This window comes from Anaerobacillus sp. CMMVII (assembly GCF_025377685.1).
In the GTDB taxonomy this organism is placed as follows: domain Bacteria; phylum Bacillota; class Bacilli; order Bacillales; family Anaerobacillaceae; genus Anaerobacillus.
On sequence record NZ_JACEHK010000001.1, the window covers coordinates 670,010 to 687,214 of the forward strand.

19 protein-coding genes and 2 pseudogenes are annotated in these 17,205 nt (G+C 36.8%); 9 read left to right on the forward strand and 12 right to left on the reverse strand.

Annotated elements, in window-relative coordinates; genetic code table 11:
• The first annotated feature begins 87 nt into the window (after positions 1 to 87).
• The gene (locus tag H1D32_RS03635; protein ID WP_261176794.1) at positions 88 to 399 is read left to right on the forward strand and encodes a thioredoxin family protein; all 312 of its coding nucleotides are present in this window, start codon (positions 88 to 90) and stop codon (positions 397 to 399) included.
• 168 nt (positions 400 to 567) lie between these two features.
• On the opposite strand, the gene H1D32_RS03640 is transcribed toward H1D32_RS03635, so the two are convergent.
• Positions 568 to 1,200 carry a tryptophan-rich sensory protein gene (locus H1D32_RS03640; protein WP_314733330.1) on the reverse strand — a complete coding sequence of 211 codons (633 nt, stop codon included), beginning with the start codon at positions 1,198 to 1,200 and terminating at the stop codon, positions 568 to 570.
• Positions 1,201 to 1,358: 158 nt separating this feature from the next.
• On the opposite strand from H1D32_RS03640, the pseudogene H1D32_RS03645 reads away from it, so the two are divergent.
• The 6 genes and pseudogenes from H1D32_RS03645 to H1D32_RS24870 all read left to right on the forward strand — a co-directional run bounded on the left by H1D32_RS03645 (position 1,359) and on the right by H1D32_RS24870 (position 6,261).
• A pseudogene (locus tag H1D32_RS03645) lies at positions 1,359 to 2,446 on the forward strand (nitric oxide synthase oxygenase).
• A gap of 45 nt (positions 2,447 to 2,491) precedes the next feature.
• Complete coding sequence (locus H1D32_RS03650; RefSeq protein WP_261176795.1) at positions 2,492 to 3,529, forward strand: hypothetical protein; 1,038 nt, start codon at positions 2,492 to 2,494, stop codon at positions 3,527 to 3,529.
• Between the two features lie 38 nt (positions 3,530 to 3,567).
• Positions 3,568 to 3,819: a hypothetical protein gene (locus H1D32_RS03655; protein WP_261176796.1), complete on the forward strand. Its 252-nt coding sequence runs from the start codon at positions 3,568 to 3,570 to the stop codon at positions 3,817 to 3,819.
• Positions 3,820 to 4,465: 646 nt separating this feature from the next.
• Positions 4,466 to 4,792 (forward strand): BC1872 family protein, encoded by a 327-nt coding sequence (locus H1D32_RS03660; protein ID WP_314733331.1) that lies wholly within the window; start codon positions 4,466 to 4,468, stop codon positions 4,790 to 4,792.
• Positions 4,793 to 5,054: 262 nt separating this feature from the next.
• The gene (locus H1D32_RS03665; RefSeq protein ID WP_261176798.1) at positions 5,055 to 5,300 is read left to right on the forward strand and encodes a hypothetical protein; all 246 of its coding nucleotides are present in this window, start codon (positions 5,055 to 5,057) and stop codon (positions 5,298 to 5,300) included.
• A 13-nt stretch (positions 5,301 to 5,313) separates the two neighbouring features.
• Positions 5,314 to 6,261 carry a DUF418 domain-containing protein gene (locus tag H1D32_RS24870; protein WP_314733332.1) on the forward strand — a complete coding sequence of 316 codons (948 nt, stop codon included), beginning with the start codon at positions 5,314 to 5,316 and terminating at the stop codon, positions 6,259 to 6,261.
• 278 nt (positions 6,262 to 6,539) lie between these two features.
• Here H1D32_RS24870 and H1D32_RS03675 read toward each other — a convergent pair whose 3' ends face one another.
• From H1D32_RS03675 to H1D32_RS03710, 8 genes are all read right to left on the reverse strand, one after another.
• Complete coding sequence (locus tag H1D32_RS03675; protein WP_261176799.1) at positions 6,540 to 6,929, reverse strand: ectoine synthase; 390 nt, start codon at positions 6,927 to 6,929, stop codon at positions 6,540 to 6,542.
• 350 nt (positions 6,930 to 7,279) lie between these two features.
• Entirely contained in the window at positions 7,280 to 8,560 is a 1,281-nt protein-coding gene (gene ectB / locus H1D32_RS03680) for a diaminobutyrate--2-oxoglutarate transaminase (RefSeq protein WP_261176801.1), read from the reverse strand.
• Positions 8,561 to 8,616: 56 nt separating this feature from the next.
• The gene (gene ectA, locus H1D32_RS03685) at positions 8,617 to 9,123 is read right to left on the reverse strand and encodes a diaminobutyrate acetyltransferase (RefSeq protein WP_314733333.1); all 507 of its coding nucleotides are present in this window, start codon (positions 9,121 to 9,123) and stop codon (positions 8,617 to 8,619) included.
• Positions 9,124 to 9,398: 275 nt separating this feature from the next.
• Positions 9,399 to 9,620 carry a DUF5654 family protein gene (locus H1D32_RS03690; protein ID WP_261176802.1) on the reverse strand — a complete coding sequence of 74 codons (222 nt, stop codon included), beginning with the start codon at positions 9,618 to 9,620 and terminating at the stop codon, positions 9,399 to 9,401.
• A gap of 319 nt (positions 9,621 to 9,939) precedes the next feature.
• Positions 9,940 to 10,086 (reverse strand): YfhD family protein, encoded by a 147-nt coding sequence (locus H1D32_RS03695; RefSeq protein WP_261176803.1) that lies wholly within the window; start codon positions 10,084 to 10,086, stop codon positions 9,940 to 9,942.
• A gap of 39 nt (positions 10,087 to 10,125) precedes the next feature.
• Positions 10,126 to 10,254: a hypothetical protein gene (locus H1D32_RS25630; RefSeq protein WP_261176804.1), complete on the reverse strand. Its 129-nt coding sequence runs from the start codon at positions 10,252 to 10,254 to the stop codon at positions 10,126 to 10,128.
• Between the two features lie 243 nt (positions 10,255 to 10,497).
• Positions 10,498 to 11,052, reverse strand: coding sequence for a GNAT family N-acetyltransferase (locus tag H1D32_RS03705; protein ID WP_261176805.1), 555 nt, complete (start codon positions 11,050 to 11,052; stop codon positions 10,498 to 10,500).
• A gap of 437 nt (positions 11,053 to 11,489) precedes the next feature.
• The gene (locus H1D32_RS03710; RefSeq protein ID WP_261176806.1) at positions 11,490 to 12,614 is read right to left on the reverse strand and encodes an amidohydrolase; all 1,125 of its coding nucleotides are present in this window, start codon (positions 12,612 to 12,614) and stop codon (positions 11,490 to 11,492) included.
• Between the two features lie 431 nt (positions 12,615 to 13,045).
• Here H1D32_RS03710 and H1D32_RS03715 point away from each other — a divergent pair, with 431 nt between their 5' ends.
• A complete protein-coding gene (locus tag H1D32_RS03715; RefSeq protein ID WP_261176807.1) occupies positions 13,046 to 13,921 on the forward strand; it encodes a cupredoxin domain-containing protein in 876 nt (291 codons plus the stop codon).
• 298 nt (positions 13,922 to 14,219) lie between these two features.
• On the opposite strand, the gene H1D32_RS03720 is transcribed toward H1D32_RS03715, so the two are convergent.
• Complete coding sequence (locus tag H1D32_RS03720; protein ID WP_261176808.1) at positions 14,220 to 15,044, reverse strand: DegV family protein; 825 nt, start codon at positions 15,042 to 15,044, stop codon at positions 14,220 to 14,222.
• Positions 15,045 to 15,315: 271 nt separating this feature from the next.
• On the opposite strand from H1D32_RS03720, the pseudogene plsY reads away from it, so the two are divergent.
• Positions 15,316 to 15,895: pseudogene (gene plsY / locus H1D32_RS03725) on the forward strand (glycerol-3-phosphate 1-O-acyltransferase PlsY).
• Between the two features lie 139 nt (positions 15,896 to 16,034).
• On the opposite strand, the gene H1D32_RS03730 reads toward plsY, so the two are convergent.
• Both H1D32_RS03730 and H1D32_RS03735 read right to left on the reverse strand, forming a co-directional pair.
• Entirely contained in the window at positions 16,035 to 17,015 is a 981-nt protein-coding gene (locus H1D32_RS03730; RefSeq protein ID WP_314733344.1) for a cation:proton antiporter, read from the reverse strand.
• Positions 17,000 to 17,203, reverse strand: coding sequence for a hypothetical protein (locus H1D32_RS03735; protein ID WP_261176809.1), 204 nt, complete (start codon positions 17,201 to 17,203; stop codon positions 17,000 to 17,002). The genes H1D32_RS03730 and H1D32_RS03735 overlap by 16 nt, the downstream gene beginning before the upstream one ends.
• Between the last annotated feature and the right edge of the window lie 2 nt (positions 17,204 to 17,205).

Below are 17,205 nucleotides of genomic sequence, written 5' to 3' on the forward strand. Positions count from 1 at the left end.
TTACGATAGAAGCCTCTCATATATTTTTGACTAAGTGGTACTTCTCATACACAATATATTTGGAGATATTTAAGGAGAGTGGATGAAATGGAGCAATTGACATGCGAAACGCAGCTTAAAGAAAAAATCAATCATGAGGAAATTGTCATAATCCTGATAAAAACACAGAATTGTTCAGTATGTGAAGCGGTGTACGCTCAGTTAGAAGAATTTTTGACAGAGTATCCGGTTGTGAAAGGGTATTATGTTTCAATCGAAGAAATTCCCCAGGTGGCAAGTGAATACCTAGTTTTTACCGGACCGACTGTACTGTTGTTTATAAATGGAAAAGAGATTGAAAGGCAATCCCGTTTTGTGTCCTACCAAAAATTCCGTGACCAAATACAACGATATTTATAACGCAATAAATAAGCCTTAAGATGAACATTTGTCTTAAGGCTTTCGCGGAAATAATATGAGTTTAGTTAGTTGTGAAAATTAGATAATGCTTTCGCTTCCCAAATAATGCACCTACGAAAATAATCGTTGCTAACAGCAAAGCAGTGTAAGCTACTACAGGAAACGTTGTTAAATTTTAACACCAATACCGATAAAAGCCCAAACAAATACTAATGGATAGGCTACATCACTTTTTTGAATTCGAAAGAAAAGCGCTAACACGGTGGCTACCAAAAACATGATAACTGTCCATAGTACATCGGAAAGGCCGAAGCGATCCCATTGCTCATGAACGAGAACATAACTTATGTTGGCGATGGTTGCGACACTAATCCAACCTAAATAAACGGAAAAAGGAAGAATGTCCATTATACCTGTAGCATGTTTTCTGGCAACCTGATAGAGAAAAATCAGCGAGATGAGTAAGGATACCATGATCATTGCTGATAATAAGAAATACTCATAATGCCACAAGAAAAGCCAAAAGCTATTAAAAGTACAAGTTATAACAAAAAGCGGTGTTGCTTTTTTGTATAGTGGCAAGTCTTGACGTTTTTTGGAGAACCCGCGAAGTACCCAAATAAATAGTAAAAAATAGATCAGAGCCCAAATTGAAAATACATATCCAGCTGGTGTGAATAAGACTGGTAAGCGGTTTGCGATTTCGCCAGTTGTTTGGTTGTTGAACGGTAAAGAATTAGCTAAATAATTGATAAAAATGACAAAGGCTAAAGCGGAAAAATTAATCATAAACCGTATCATAAAAATACCTCCTTTAATACAAGTATATTCCAGAAGTTCGGACAGGAGTACCGAGTTACTATATAATTATAAAAGGTAATTGAGTGAATTTCATAATGGCCTTAATCAAGCTTTATCATCTAGAAATTATGAATTTCATTAAATTGAGGTGAAAAAAAGTGACTTACAATAAAGAAGTTTTAGCTAGACAAGCGGAGCAATTCATTACGAATTGCTATCAGGAGTTACAGAAAAATAGTGAAGAAATTACGGTTAGAGTTGCTGAAATCAGAAACGAGATTGAACTACATAGCTTTTATGAACATACCATTGAAGAGCTAGAGTACGGTGCCAAGATGGCATGGCGCAACAGCAATCGTTGCATTGGTAGACTTTTTTGGGAAAACTTACAGGTAATTGATGAAAGAAGCCTAGAAACAGAGGATGAGATCGCTGAGGCGTTATTTCGTCATATAGATATTGGTACGAATGGTGGACAAATTGTTCCTGTAATTACGATTTTTAAACCGAAAAAGTCTGCTACTGATTTTGTGAGAATCTTGAATTATTCACTTCTCCGGTACGCAGGTTATAAAACTGAGTATGGTTTTATAGGTGACCCAGAATCAATCGCGTTTACAGAGCAGTGTATGGAATTGGGATGGAATGGCTCTGGAACGAATTTTGATCTTCTACCGGTTGTGTTTCAGTTAAATGGAAACAAACCTACTTGGTATGAAATCCCCCAGAAGCTAGTACTGGAAGTTCAAATTGTTCACCCTACCCTTGAGGCTTTTGCGGATTTAGAGTTAAAATGGTATAGCACACCCATTGTTTCAGAAATGATGCTTGAAATAGGTGGGATCCACTATACTGCAGCTCCTTTTAATGGCTGGTACATGGGCACTGAAATCGGTGCGAGAAATCTCGCTGATGAAGATCGCTACAATATGTTACCTAAGGTAGCTTCAATTATGGGACTTGATACGAGACGTGCAAGTAGCTTGTGGAAGGATAAAGCGCTTATAGAATTAAATATAGCAGTTTTACATTCGTTTAAAGAAGCTGGAGTAAGTATTGTCGATCATCATACAGCGGCTGCTCAGTTTAAAAAGTTTGAAGAAAGAGAAGCACAAAAAAGCGAGAGTTAACTGGTGATTGGACATGGCTCATCCCACCTATTTCGCCGGCAACTACACATATCTTTCATAAGGAATATCAGAATGAAACTATAAGTCCTAATTTTTTTCCTAATGAATGTCGATAGAACAGCATATCTAGCATTAAATAAAAATAGGTGGTGCCTAGCAAGATGATCGAAATGGACTTAATTGCTTCAAGAAAGTGTCATCAATGTGGAAAAACAGTGGAAGAAAGTATTAAAAAAGTAGAAACACTTTCTAAAGAAACACTGCCATGGCTGATGTTTTATGGCAATTTGTTTGAAATACCTGCACTTTCTTGCTGTAATTCAGCTTTGTTCCCAACCCATGTGGCCGTAAAAAGTGAGACAGACATAGATGATAGTTTTTTTTCTGGAAAAACAAAGTTTAAGATAGGTAGTGAAGAAGTACCGGTAATTATTGATGAGCGGAATGACTTTGCCGTGACAAGAAGCTTCAAAGAACAAGTTGAGCTAGAACAACAGCTAACAAAGCAAATGAAGCTTTGGGAACGCGAAAAAGACGATTTTCTTCACAAAACATATACATATTTTACAGTTCATTTTGAACAAATTATTGATGAAATGAACCATTTAGAAGTCTTAGATATTTTGCGGACGTTTGAGGATGGTTATCTACAAATGTCTCCGCACGCCCCGAGACGGTTTGTCTACAAAGGGAAGAATGAACGAAAATTGATAACAAAGTGGATTAAAAAAGAGATAAAGTCGCTTGCCCAGGCAGAATCCGAAGAGGTAAAAAAATATTTATTCTTCCTAATCGTTGATTATTTTGTTCAACTAAAGTTAATTCCGCAAATTCATTACTTAAAATGGGATTCACAAAAATTTGAGAAAATGATTGGTGAAAGTCTGTTAACCTATCTGTTAGTATCGTTCCCTTTAACGAGCTATTTCTCGTTTTTAAAGGATGAAGCGATCTTACTCCTAACAAATAAAGGTCATTTTCAAAAAGAGCTACGTCAGCTGTTAGAAAAGTCCCAAAAGGAATTAGCTTCAGTGACGAATCAAAATCAAAAGCTCCAAGAAACGATTGAAATCCAGAAACGATCATTGGTAGATTTCGAATTGAAAAATGAGCGGTTACGTAACCAAAATATTCGTCTTGAAGAGCAATTAAACGAAACGGGTGACGAGCTGCTAATTAGTAGACAAGCCAAAAAATAAAAGAATTAAAAGGCCTCATAAATGAGCTCCAAGAAGAATTGAAAGATTTGCGTAGCAGGGTTATTGAAGAAGAACTTATCCTAGAAAGTGAAGCAGTAACTAAGCCAATCCCTGTGGAAGAGGTAACCGACTTTTCTCCATTGGATGGTAAAACAGTTGGAATCTTTGGGGATATCCAAACCTACCGCAGTGACGAAAATGAGTTTCCGTGTCGAATATTATCTTGCGAGTCTCTTAAAATCCTAATGCGGTCGGGATCCTTCATGAGAGTGACATTCTTGTTGTCCTAACACAGCATATTTCTCATAGCTGCATGTGGTCAATTAAAGAATACTCAAATTTAAATGGTATTCCGATTATCTATTCTAGGCATACAAATGTGGAGATTATTCTTGAGCAGGTATTAGCATTATTAGATCGAAATAAATAAAAAGTACTTATAGCAAAGCTGTTTTCCCAAAGTTTGTTGCTTTCGTAAAAATCCCAAAAGCCGGATTTTTACACAAAATACTAAGAATTCACCACTAATTTAGTAAGTTTTGCTCTTTTCTTACTTAATTTATTGGGTGATATCTTCCTCTAAGGTATTTCCCCAATTATTTTTGAGTGAAAAAGCCACAATGTTACGAAAAGAGCCTATAGCAAAAATGCACTAATGGCTCAAAAGAATTCCTAAAGCATACCAAATTCATAGCCTCTTAGAAATCCTATCGACTTACATGGTCGGTGGGATTTATTTTTTTAGTACAGTATGCCCAGCCCTTCGAGGTAGTAGCTTTTGTCGGGGCTACACGGGAAAAAGCCTATTTTTTTAAAAGTGGAGATTTTTTACTGGAAATTTCATTTATACTGTTATACAATTACAAATAATTAATAAAATTGTTATATAACAATTAATGGATCAGAAAAATTACATGAAAAGGTGGTCGAACACGTATGATGAACAAAACAGAAGCAATTGCACGTAAAATTTTTGGTTGGAAATTAAATCGTTGGGACAGATGGTATGATTATGAGAAGACTACTTTTATTCCAACAACTGAATTTCAACCTGAGGAATCACTTGACCATGCAATGTTAATCGTAGAGAGGTTAGAAAAGTTCGGGTTTAGATATTCTACCGATGGCATTTGTGAGGCTTGTTTTAATGACGTAAGGGCAACAGGCGAGACCTTAGCACAGGCAATTACGAATGCAGCCCATTCGATCATTGAAAATAACTCATTCGTTGATACAAGTAAATTATGGAGACGACTATGTTAAGCTAAACAATAGAGCAAACTACTCAGAATTCTTTAGTGTAGCATTTTTTCAAAAAGGCCGATGATGATTCATTTAATCATCGGCCTTTTTTTTTGATTGTTAGAGAATTTTTGGTTTATCACCAAATTTGGCAACTTCGGAAATGGCATTGAAATATATTTACTAAAATTCCCATTAGATCGTGTATAATTTACTCATGAACATATTTTAGGGGCATTTTTGAAGTGCGTTTCCCAAGTACAAAACGATTGGAGTGGAGGGAATGGAAGGGCTAAGGTTACAACCGACCCAACAAGGAGAACGGATCATCACATTGGATGTGATTAGAGGATTTGCACTCTTTGGCATTTTATTGGTAAACATGCAATTTTTTGTGTCACCAAAACTATTTATGATGTTGTCAGGTGTTACGCTTTTTGACGGCTGGGTCTCAAATGTTGCGGACTGGTTTGTTACGATTTTTGCAACTGGGAAGTTTTTTACAACCTTCTCTTTTTATTTGGTATAGGTTTTTTCTTTTTATGGAACGAGTGAAAGCTAAAGGGCTTTCCGTCGGGAAAGTTTATTCTAGAAGGCTTTTTTTCCTATTATTAGTAGGCCTTATTCATCTTTTTCTATTATGGAGTGGAGACATTTTACTTAACTATGCACTTGCAGGATTTTTCCTTTTGTTCTTTAGGAACTCTTCGAAAGAAAAGATTAAAAGATGGGCAATTGGGCTCTTCAGTTCCGTAATTTTTCTAACTGCATTTTTTAGCTGGCTTTCGTCCCTTGTAGAAAATGTCCTAGATGAAGATTTTACCAAGGAATTCGCAATGCTAGTAGATGACGCAGTTGTAGTTTTCCAGAATGGGAATTACTCTGAGATATTGTCGTTTCGTTTGGCAGAAGAAATACCATTGATATTACCTAATTTTATTATTACTATACCGATGGTCCTGTTTATATTTTTGCTAGGTCTTTATGTTGGTAAAAAGGGAGTCTTGCTTAATATCGCTGGGCATTTACCTTGGATACGAAAAGTGTGGGGGAATAGTCTCATCTATGGAGGGATTATGACTCTTGTTTTTGTTATTCTAAAAATGGAAATCATCATTGTTCCGTTTTATCTTCATGATGCGGTAGTAGAGGTTCTATCCCTTTTTTCGGGTCTTGTTGTTTCATTTTTTTACATCAGTTCGATTACATTGTTATGTCAACAGGACCTATGGAAGAAACGACTTTCCTTTTTGGCACCGGTAGGCCAGATGGCGTTAACAAACTATTTACTGCAAACTGTTATTTGTTTATTGCTGTTTTATGGCTATGGTCTAGGTCTTTACGGTAAGGTGACTCCTGAAGTGGGGCTTTTGATCACGTTCGTTATTTTTGCTACACAAATTTTCTTCAGTAAGTTTTGGATGGAAAGGTTTAACTATGGACCGCTTGAACGCGTTTGGCGGATGTTTACCTACAAAGGAATTAAATAATATATTTCGTGCTCAAAAATGGCTTAGAGTAGTCTCTAAGCCATTTTGTTTCACTTATAGATTATAAAGTATAACCGTTTTTAGTACCCGATGTCTAGCTCCAGCGAGGCTACTACTTGATTATGCTACTTTGCTGCCTTGCGACGAGCAAACATAGTGGCGCAGGAGCAGCTTTTTAGCCCCTCGAGGTCAAATAACCTTCCAACCTAAAGTGAAAAGGCCACTTTTGGTCGGAAGAACATTTGCTTGTCGGGGCTAAGCAGGCGCTTGCGCTTTTCTTATGTCTCTTCGACCAGCGGATAAACGCCATTTTCGTCGTGAGTTTCTTTCCCTGTAATTGGTGGGTTGAATACGCAAACCATGCGCATATTTGTTTTGGCGCGAAGTAAATGTTCATCATGTTGATCTAAGGCATATATAGAGTTCGCTGAAATTGGATGAACCTTGTTATCTTTCAAGGTTACTACTTCGCCTTCACCTTCGATGCAATAAACCGCTTCAAGATGGTTTTGGTACCAGATATGTGTTTCCGTACCTGCTTTGATAATCGTATCGTGAACAGAATAGCCCATGCCATCACGAGCAAGTAATAGGCGGCGACTAGTCCAGTTTTCTCCTTTAACCTCTTGGTCTGTTCCAATAACGTCTGCTAGTTTAACAACTTTCATTAGTAGTCCTCCTTGTAGGTTGAGATTTCATAGTTTGATTTTTAAAAAGCTTAAGAAAGCATATGCGTTTTTCGTACTTGAGTCTAGCTTCAGCGAGGCTACTACTTGATTATGCTTCTTAGCTGCCTTGCGACGAGCAAACATAGTGGCGCAGGAGCAACTGTTTAGCCCCTCGAGGTTCAAATACCATTTTCAATTAATAGCTGCCTCTGCGGTCCAGTAGGTCCTCGAGGCAAAGTAGCATGTAGTAGCTCTAGAAGTAACACATGTTGTGAACGAGGTCAGTAGCTTTTGTCGGGGCTTAGCAGGGAAAAAGCACTACACTTTTTCCTAGGCCGCTTGCGCTTTTCTTAGCTTACTGCTTGTTTTGGTTTGACTAAGCTTTTTACGCTATTTTCAATAATCTTAAAGCCTTTTTCCAAGCCTTCATGGCTAATCGTAAGGGGAGGGAAGAGCTTAAATACTTCATCTTCAGGTCCAGCTGTTTCCATAATTAGGCCTTGTTCAAAAGCCTTGGCAGCAATCTCACTTGCTAAGCCCTCAACTGGTGTACTAATTCCTTGCATAAAGCCGCGCCCCTTTACTTCACCTTTTAGCTCAGGGTATTTTTTTACTAGACTATTTAAAAAGTTATTGATTTTAGCAGACTTTTCGGCAATACTCTTTTCAAATTTGTCATCTTCCCAATAAGTTAACGCTTCAGTTGCAGTTATGAAGGCAACGTTGTTTCCGCGGAAGGTGCCATTATGTTCGCCTGGATTCCAGATATCTAGTTCAGGCTTAATTAAAGTTAATGCTAAAGGTAAGCCGTAACCACTAATCGACTTTGATAAGCAAACGATGTCAGGCTTAATACCGGCTTTTTCAAATGAGAAGAAGGTTCCAGTTCGACCGACACCCGCTTGCACGTCATCAACAATTAATAAAATGCCCCAACGTTTACAAACTGCTTCAATACGTCGTAGCCACTCGAATTTAGCGGCGTTTACTCCACCTTCACCTTGGACTGTCTCGAGGATCATTGCGGCGGGAATTTCAACGCCACTACCGTTATCTTCTAGAAAACGTTCGAGATACTCCACGGTGTCGAGTTTTTCACTAACAAAGTTATCATATGGCATCGTTACTACGTGTTGAAGAGGAATACCTGCGCCTTTTCGCTTTGCAGAATTTCCTGTTACAGATAAGGATCCAATTGTCATCCCGTGAAACCCATTCGTAAATGAGATAACGTTTGTCCGTCCAGTCACTTTACGAGCAAGCTTTAAAGCACTTTCAACGGTGTTAGTTCCAGTTGGTCCAGGAAACATCACTTTGTAATTCATGTTACGCGGTTTAAGGATCGTTTCATTAAATTTTTCTAAGAAATTGGCCTTTGCTTCTGTAGCCATATCTAAGGAGTGCGTAATTCCATCAGCCATAATGTATTCTACAAGCTTTTTTTTCATTTTTTCATCGTTATGTCCGTAATTTAATGCACCTGCTCCAGAGAAAAAATCAAGGTACTCTTTGCCATTGATGTCCCACATTTTATATCCTTTTGCCTTTTTAAAAACAGTCGGAAAACTCCTTACATAGCTTCGAACGTTTGATTCTAATTCCTCAAAAATTTTCAGATCATGATTTACCATACGAATAAATCCCTCCTCGGTTTTATAGGAAACGAAAACTTAGTTAACTTATTGAATTACTCAGATAATGGGGCCGATTCGATACATTTGTTCTTCTTCATGGTCATCACCAGGGAATAGTTCAGCAGAAAAGCATGGGGTAACAACACATTCAGTTTGATTTTTCTTGCAAAGCCTCGAAATAATGATTGTGAAGCTTTATTAGAAGGAGTAACAGTTGCTTCTAAGTACTTAATGTCTTTACAAGCGGATCTTCCTAGGAGCTCGGCTAGCATTTTTGAGGCTAACCCTTTTCCTTGTTGAGACGGGGCGACTCCAACTTGCCAGACAAAAATAACATTCTGTTGAGTTGGGGGAATGAATGCGGTAATGAAGCCCACTAACTGTTCATTTTTCTTGACAACAACACAAGTTTCACTGAAATATTCACACATCATAATGTATTTATAAGGTGAATTTAGATCTAATGTTGATTGTTTGACTAATTCCCACATTCGTTTTCCATCAGTTATTTTTGGCTTTTCAATCGTTAATGTATGTTCCATTGTATCTTTGCTTTTCATGGCAGATCACCAAAATGTGTTTGCATGAAAATTGCTGTCACTCTCCTTTAAGATCATTGTTTAACATGTTTAATGATAGTAAGTTCCCCGAAGATAAGCAAACACGTTATTTAGGGATAATGGGCGATTATCTCCCAATAACCTTGATTACTGAAAATCAGCACTAGTAATATCTTTTAATGCTACCTAATTGTTCCATTTTCAGCCCTTTTTAAAATTTTTCCGAAAATTCCCTAAAATTCGACTGAAATACTATAAAAAAGAACGTTAGATAATTAATCTTTCTCATCTTCTAGTAAGCTAGCAAATATCGTAGTAATTAAAACAGCGATGGCAGTAATTAAAATAGCAAAAATAAACCGCTCCTTAATTCCTTCACCTTGAGGGAAGAGGGAATTAAATAAAGCTTGTACAGCATCATTCCAAGCAAGAGCCGCCATTACTCCGATTGCAGCTGTAAATAGGGTTATGACTTGTTCTAATAACTTTCTCCCCATAAATACCACCTCAATTAATCTTTATGAAAGAGATTAAATAATAGACGGATTTTTTCGTACTAGCTGTTTTTAGCTATAGGTAAGCACTAAGAGGTCACTAAAAAAAGAGGCTGTTTCACTAGTTATTGGTCACTACTAGTGGACAGCCTCGTTAATGTAAATAAAAAAAGTTGCCCATAAAGAGTTGGCTCAATACAAACAACTTTTGTAAAAGGTTTTATAAAGGGTATGCGGGTATGTAAAAGGATATTCCAAAACAATGAGAAGGACATAGCGGAGGGGTCTTTTAGGAGCACCGATATGTCCTTCTTTAAAATTGTTACTTATTCTTTTTTGCTCTTTGGTCGGCAGCTTTTGATCGCTCTTGAGCTTCAAGGTCGTCTTGATCTGCTAATTCTTGAGAAAATTCAATATCTCTGCCGTCACTTACAAAGTCTTTTGCTTGCTTATTTTCCTTTTTAGCCAATTTAGTAACCTCCTTTTAAATACAGTTTTTTTGAAGATACTACTTATCGATTGCTTCTTGCACGTTCCATCGCTCGGTCAGCAGCTTTAAATTCAGATAAGTAATGAACCTCTTGCGCTTTTTTAACGTTTTACGTTCATCCCGTGCTCGCTGTTTTTTACTTTCCATATTCTCTACCACCTTTAATTAAGCATCAATTTCAGGTGTAGTTTGCTTACTTGACCGTAAATTTATACAGTAACAATGAATTTTAAAACCGCATTCTGAGTAAATAAAAAAGGAAGGAGCTGACGATCTTGTCAGTGCCTTCCTCTATAGAATGATAAAAAACTTTATCCGTTTTTAGTAACTGATGTCTAGCTCCAGGAGGGAAAAAGGACTGCTTTCTCCTAGGCACCTTGAGCATTCTTATTAAGCTTCTTTAAGTTCAAATGCTGTTTGTAATTGTTGACGGTATTGGTATAGCGTAAATTGATCTTTTTCAATTTGAAATAGATCGTAAATATATGCGTCTTTGTTAATCTCATTAAATAGTTCTTTTTTTGTTTCGTTAGCTATAGAGACATATTGAAGCTTTTCCGCGGCTTTTCGAGAACGGATATTTTCCGTGCGAATGCGCATATAAACAGCTTCAACTGAAAGCTCATAAAATAATTCATTGAAAAAAGCATCTTTGGCAAGATTGTTATAACCTTTTCCATGGTAAGGCTTTCCGAGCCATGTTCCTAAAAAGCCTGCTTGTTCATTAATGTCGAATAGATTAATAGTACCAATTGGGTTACCCCACTCGTCAAGGATTGTACGTGAAATGAGTTCTCCACGTTCTTCAGCCTCTATGGTTTGTTTCGTTAAGAATAAAAACTCATCGTAAGAATTTGCCTTTTGGCGAACAAATGGGAAAACAGCTGGATCAATCATTAACTCATATAACTTATGGCAATCTGCTAATTCGCGCTTTTTAATCATTTTTTACCCCTCCACACACAGGGGCAGAAAAATAGCGTAAGCTCGCTCCACCCCTCGAATTTAATGAAATTGCGTATCAAATTCGGGGTGGGAATCGAACCCACTAGGACCAGTAAACTGGTGGCGCAACCAATTGCCTTCCCATTTCTTTCGTGCATATTTGTTTGTATCTTACTTAGCTTCAGCAGGAAAAGCACACACTTTTCCTAGGGTGCTGCGCTATTCTTAGTACGATATTTGTTATATACCCACAATATATTTGTTGTAAACTTAAATATTCCCATTTATCTTAATATTTTATGATATCGGGTCATTTTCGTTATTTAGGAGCATTTAACAGTAGAAATACTTCCTATACCTCATGGTTCTGTTCGTTTACTTGAAAATCCTTTATCATCATAATCGATTTAAGCTAAAAATGGAACCTTTTTTTATATTTATTTTTTGTAAATTATTTCCCCATTAATGATCGTCATCTCAGGGCTTGCCATATAATGAAACGGATGTTGATTCCATAGCACAACATCAGCGTCTTTCCCAACCTCTAAGCTCCCAACACGATGGTCGACCCCTAGGTTTCTTGCAGGGTTAATCGTAATTCCCTCAAGGGCATTTTGCTCTGATAATCCTTCCCTTACAGCAATTGCAGCGCAAATATTTAAATATTGAATAGGTGTATAAGGATGATCGGTTGTAATCGATACGCTAATCCCATGATCAGTCAAAATGCTATACGTTTTCCAGGTTTTATTTTTTAATTCGATTTTTGAACGTCTAGTTAATGTGGGGCCAACGCTAACTTGAAGAGGGTATTCGGTTAACTCTTCAGCAATTAAATGACCTTCCGTACAGTGTTCAATTCGTAAATCTAATTGAAATTCCTTAGCGAACCGAACAGCTGCTAAAATATCATCAGCACGATGGGCATGAATTCTAACAGGGATTTTCCGTTCTAATGCTAAGATGATAGGAGCGATTCGGAGATCATCTGCATTAGGATTTTGCTTTGCTTGATAAAATGCCTCGCGAAGCATCCCCATAATGCCCATTCGGGTGATGTCATTATTTTTGGTAGAAGTACTATGAACCCGTTTTGGATTTTCACCAAGTGCAATTTTTAAGCCAGCAATCTCTTTAATGATCATTTTTTGCACATTTTTTCCAACGGTTTTTATAACGGAAGTTGTTCCCCCAATTACATTGGCACTCCCTGGCATTACGTGAACGGTGGTTATGCCGTACTTCACAGCGTCGTTAAATCCAATATCTAGAGGGTAAACGCCGTCAATCGCTCGAATATGCGGAGTAAGCGCATCGATTGTTTCGTTAGCATCATTACCGGCCCACCCCGTTCCTTCATCATATAAACCTAAATGGGTATGTGCATCAATAAATCCAGGGAGAAGGTGGTGGTCTTTGCCATCAATAACCTGCATTTCAGAGGTAGGTTCAATATAGTCTTCGATTGCAGCAATTTTACCATCCTTAATTAATAGTGAAGCATTCTCTAGTTTTTTAGAAGTGATCGGATATATCGTTGTATTTTGAATGAGGATTTGCATTGATGATTGCTCCTTTTTAATAGTCTTAGTCTAAAGCTGTTTTCGCAAAGTTTGTTGCTTTCGTAAAAATCCCAAAAGCCGGATTTTTACACATGAATTTTAAGATTTCACTCCTTATCTAGTAAAGTAGTGCTCTTTTCTTACTAAATTTATTGAGTGCTATCTTCTTTCAAGGGATTTTCCTAATAATTTTAGGTGAAATAGCAACAATGTTTTAGAAAAGAGCCTAGTCTAAAAAATGAAAAGTTTACGAAACTGTTCCGAAAATAAACAATGTTTCACAAGTTATACATTGTTAGTCCTACGTTAGCATTTATAATTAAAGTATGGTAGTTGAGTGAATTTCAATCTATATATTTGCAATAGTTTTACGCAACTACATACAGAGCTAAATAGTGAATCATGAAGTTAAAAAAATTATAGAAGAAACCATGATGAAAGTCGAGGTAATGGTGATGTTACTTATTTTAAGCATGATGATTATTATCGCCCTAACTGTATACGTCACATATTATACGTTTAAAATGAGAAGCCGTCTTACGTGTATGGCAGGTATGATGATAGCAATGACAAATGCGATGATGTCTAGTGTGGCGCTGGGTACAATTTTTGGAGTCTATTATAATTCCGATCTTAGTACGCCAACAATTATAGCTGTGGCTTATGGTATGTTGATTGGGTATTTAACTGGAAAGCCAATCTCTATGATGGCAGCACTAGATGGTTTAGGTGCTGGAGTAATGGGCGGAATGATGGGAGCAATGCTAGGAGTCATGCTCTTACCTAATAAAATCGATTTAACGATACTTTTCATTTTATTCGTCTTTATCGTCGTAATGGTAGTCTTGCTAAAAGTAATTGATGAAGAAGTGTCGGCTAGCAGCAAAAACAAAGAACCAGAGCGAAGACCTTTTTTTGCTAATCCAATTCTTTTGGTTATGATCGTATTATTTATGGCTATTTCAACCTACGGGAAAAATTACGTATTGTCATCAGGAGAAAAGAATGAATTCATGGTACCGATGACTACCTATGGAGGCAACGACCAGCAAGCTGTGATAAATGTTAAGGTTGCTGCATATGAACCTAATAACATTTTCTTAAAGGCGGGGGAGCCTTCAGTATTAAACTTTCAAGCCGATAAATTACTCGGTTGTTCAAGCTATATATATTCAAACGACTTAAATTTCATGGCTTCAATTACTCCAGGTAGTGATAACTTTATCGAAGTAGGTTCACTTGATGCAGGAATTTACAATTATGCTTGTACAATGAATATGTTTTCAGGAACGGTTACTGTTCAGTAAACAATATACAAAATAGCCCTGCAAAGCTTGCAGGGCTATTTATATTTATAAAAATCTAGCACTTTTTTAAAGATCAGAAAGTTATAAACGTCTTCTAGTTAATGTCTAGCTCCACCGCCCAGCCCCTCGAGGTCAAAAACGCTTGTTCCCTTAAAAGCTGCCTCTGTGGTCCAGTAGGTCCTCGAGGCAAAGCTGCATGTAGTAACTCTAGAAGTAACACATGTTGTGAACAAGGTCAGTAGCTTTTGTCGGGGTTAAAATGGGCGCTTGTGCTTTTCTTATTAATCATTAAACCAAGCTAAGCTATGGTTCCTTCTCCGGCATGAAGAGTAATAGCGGACGATACTGGTCCGACAAAAACTTTGAGATCCGGATAGCTTTCATGAATTCTAGCTTCCCACTCAAGTGCTAATTTTTCGTCATTTGCATGTAAAATGAAGATTTCCTTTTTCCTTGATATCTCCATTGACTGTTTAAATTTTTCAAAAATCCGATCAGTTGCTTTAGAATTGGATCTCTTCTTCTCAAAAATTTCAAGCTTTCCATCATCAAACGTAATAATAGGTCTTATATTTAAGAGACTTGCAAGTAAATACTTAAGACCATTTAATCTGCCGCTTCGTTGCAGTTGCTCAAGGCTACCAATTAAAACATATGCTTCGACATTGTTAGCAATCGATTGTAATTGTTCAACAATTTCATCAACAGATTTTCCTTCTTTATTCAGTGCGATGCCTCTTTCAATTAAACCTGTAAGTGGATAAGACAAGATTTTAGAGTCAATGATTTTCAAATCAAGACCAACAATTTCAGCTGCCTGCTCACTAGCAGAGATTGTTCCACTTAAAGCACGTGAAATATGAACAGCAATAACAGCGTCGTATTTATCTTTTAATTCATTGAATAAATTAACAAAATCGCCAATCGCTGGCTGGGATGTTTTTGGTGGAGTAGTAAACGTTTTTAACTTTGGATATAACTCTTCTTCAGTAAGATCAACACCATCGCGATATTCTTGCCCGTCCAAAATTAAAACAATAGGAACAATAAATATATCTTCCCTATCAATCATATTATTAGGTATGAAAGCTGAGCTATCCGTTACCCAAGCAATTCGTTTCATAAAAAACCTCCTAATCTCTTTTTTTTAAGGCTCTTTTCTAAAACATTGTTGCTTTTTCACCTAAAATAATTGGGGAAATCACCCAATAAATTGAGTAAGACTTACTAAAATTATTAGGTACGAAAGCAACAAACTTTGCGAAAACAGCTTTTTTTAATAATCTATTACAATATTATAGCTTAAATGAGTAAAATCCTATATATTTAATAAAAAAAGATTTTAATATTTAGAAAATTATAAATATTTACCAATAATTGTAAGGAGTGACAGTATGGAGTTAGTTATTCTTTTAATTTTAAGCTATCTCATAGGTTCAATTCCATTTGCTTTGATTGTCGGGAAAGGGATGTATAAAACAGATATTAGGGGTCATGGAAGTGGAAATCTAGGAGGGACCAATACCTTTCGCGTTTTAGGTAAGAAAGCAGGGGTTTAGTAGCTCTAGGTGATGTTCTAAAAGGGACACTTGCTGCTAGTCTTCCTTTCTTATTGGTAGTGACTTAAGTCCATTAGTGATAGGGATTCCCGCAGTATTTGGTCACTGCTATCCGATTTTTGCACGCTTTAAAGGTGGAAAAGCAGTCGCAACTTCGGGAGGGATTTTGCTAGTAGCAGACCCGATCTTGTTTTTAATAATGTTTATAGGTTTTGCTGTGGTTTTAAAAATTACGAAAATAGTTTCTCTATCTTCGATTATTTCGGCAATCATTTTGCATGGCCTTATCATTTGGAAAGGAGATATCACAGCAGCTTTTGCAACCTTGCTTCTTCTAGTTTTAATTCTATACAGGCACCGTGAAAATATTGCTAGAATTGTTGGGAAAACTGAACCGAAAATTAGTTGGTTATAGGTGGATTAATTGAAGAAGGATAATATACGAGAAAAAGCACCTGGCTATATTCAGGTGCTTTTACTAATGTTAAATGGATTGCTATATATTTCATTTTTCTTGTTTTTTTAATTGTCTCCCAAAAATCGAACCTGCTACACTAACTAGGTATGGCTATTTTCGTCTTAGTTTTCTCTTTACCATATAGTTTATTTGCAATCTTAGGCGCTAATTGGAACAATATAATACCTATTGAAGCTGTGATTAAGATATATATTCCCCCAAACAAGGCATACTCACCAACCGCTAAACTCGCTATGATTACCGAAAACTCACCTCTCGCTGTTAAGGACAATCCAGCCTTTAATGCAGTTTTCTTATTTAAACCATACCATCTACCGCCAACTACTCCGACTATTACTTTTGCAACAATTGTGTAGACGATTAAGATGATCAATAAGGACAGCATAGGGATTGCACCAAACTCTATCGTTGTACCAAAATATAAGAAAAACAAGGGTAATAGCAAGTCTTTCAATGGTAACAATAAATGCTCCATAGGTTCAGGCCTTTTCACTTCTGCTAACGTAATTCCTATTAAGAATGCCCCTAACACTTCTGACAACCCTAACTGCAATGCCCAACCACCAAAAGCTAAAGCTAGACCTACAATAAGCAAGATAATTACATCACTGTCCATATAAGCATCAAAGAAAGCAGCCAGCTTACTAAATACGAATACTCCTAACAAAATAGCAAGGATAGTCATACCGATAATTTTTACGAATATCATACTAAAATCAAATGCAGTTAATCCTATACCTGCAGTCAGGGCAACTAAAATTGCCACCACTATCGGTGCTACTAAGTCTTCAAAAATTAATAATCCTAACATAAACTCACTTTCAGTGTTCGCCATACGCTTATTAGACTCTAACAATTTTGCTGTTATTGAACTACTCGTCGCATAGGTAATACCACCAATAATGAAACTTGTTAGTAAATTCAAACCAAACAACATACAAAGAGCCATAGGTAAGCCTAAGCATAATAGAACATCTAAGACACCTGCAGGAGCTACCTTCTTTGCTATTCCTACTAATCTTTTTATCGGGAACTCTAAACCTAATAAAAGAATAATAAGATGATCCCTATTTCACCCATTACATGCAGTAGTTTTAAATCGGTAAACAATCCACCTACAACTATCCCCAATAATATGTAAATAATTACATTCGGTACTTTCACTTTAACGCCTATAAAACCAGCGATAAATAGGAGTAGAAATAAAAGCCCACTATTTAATATCATGTTGTAATCCGAGAACATTA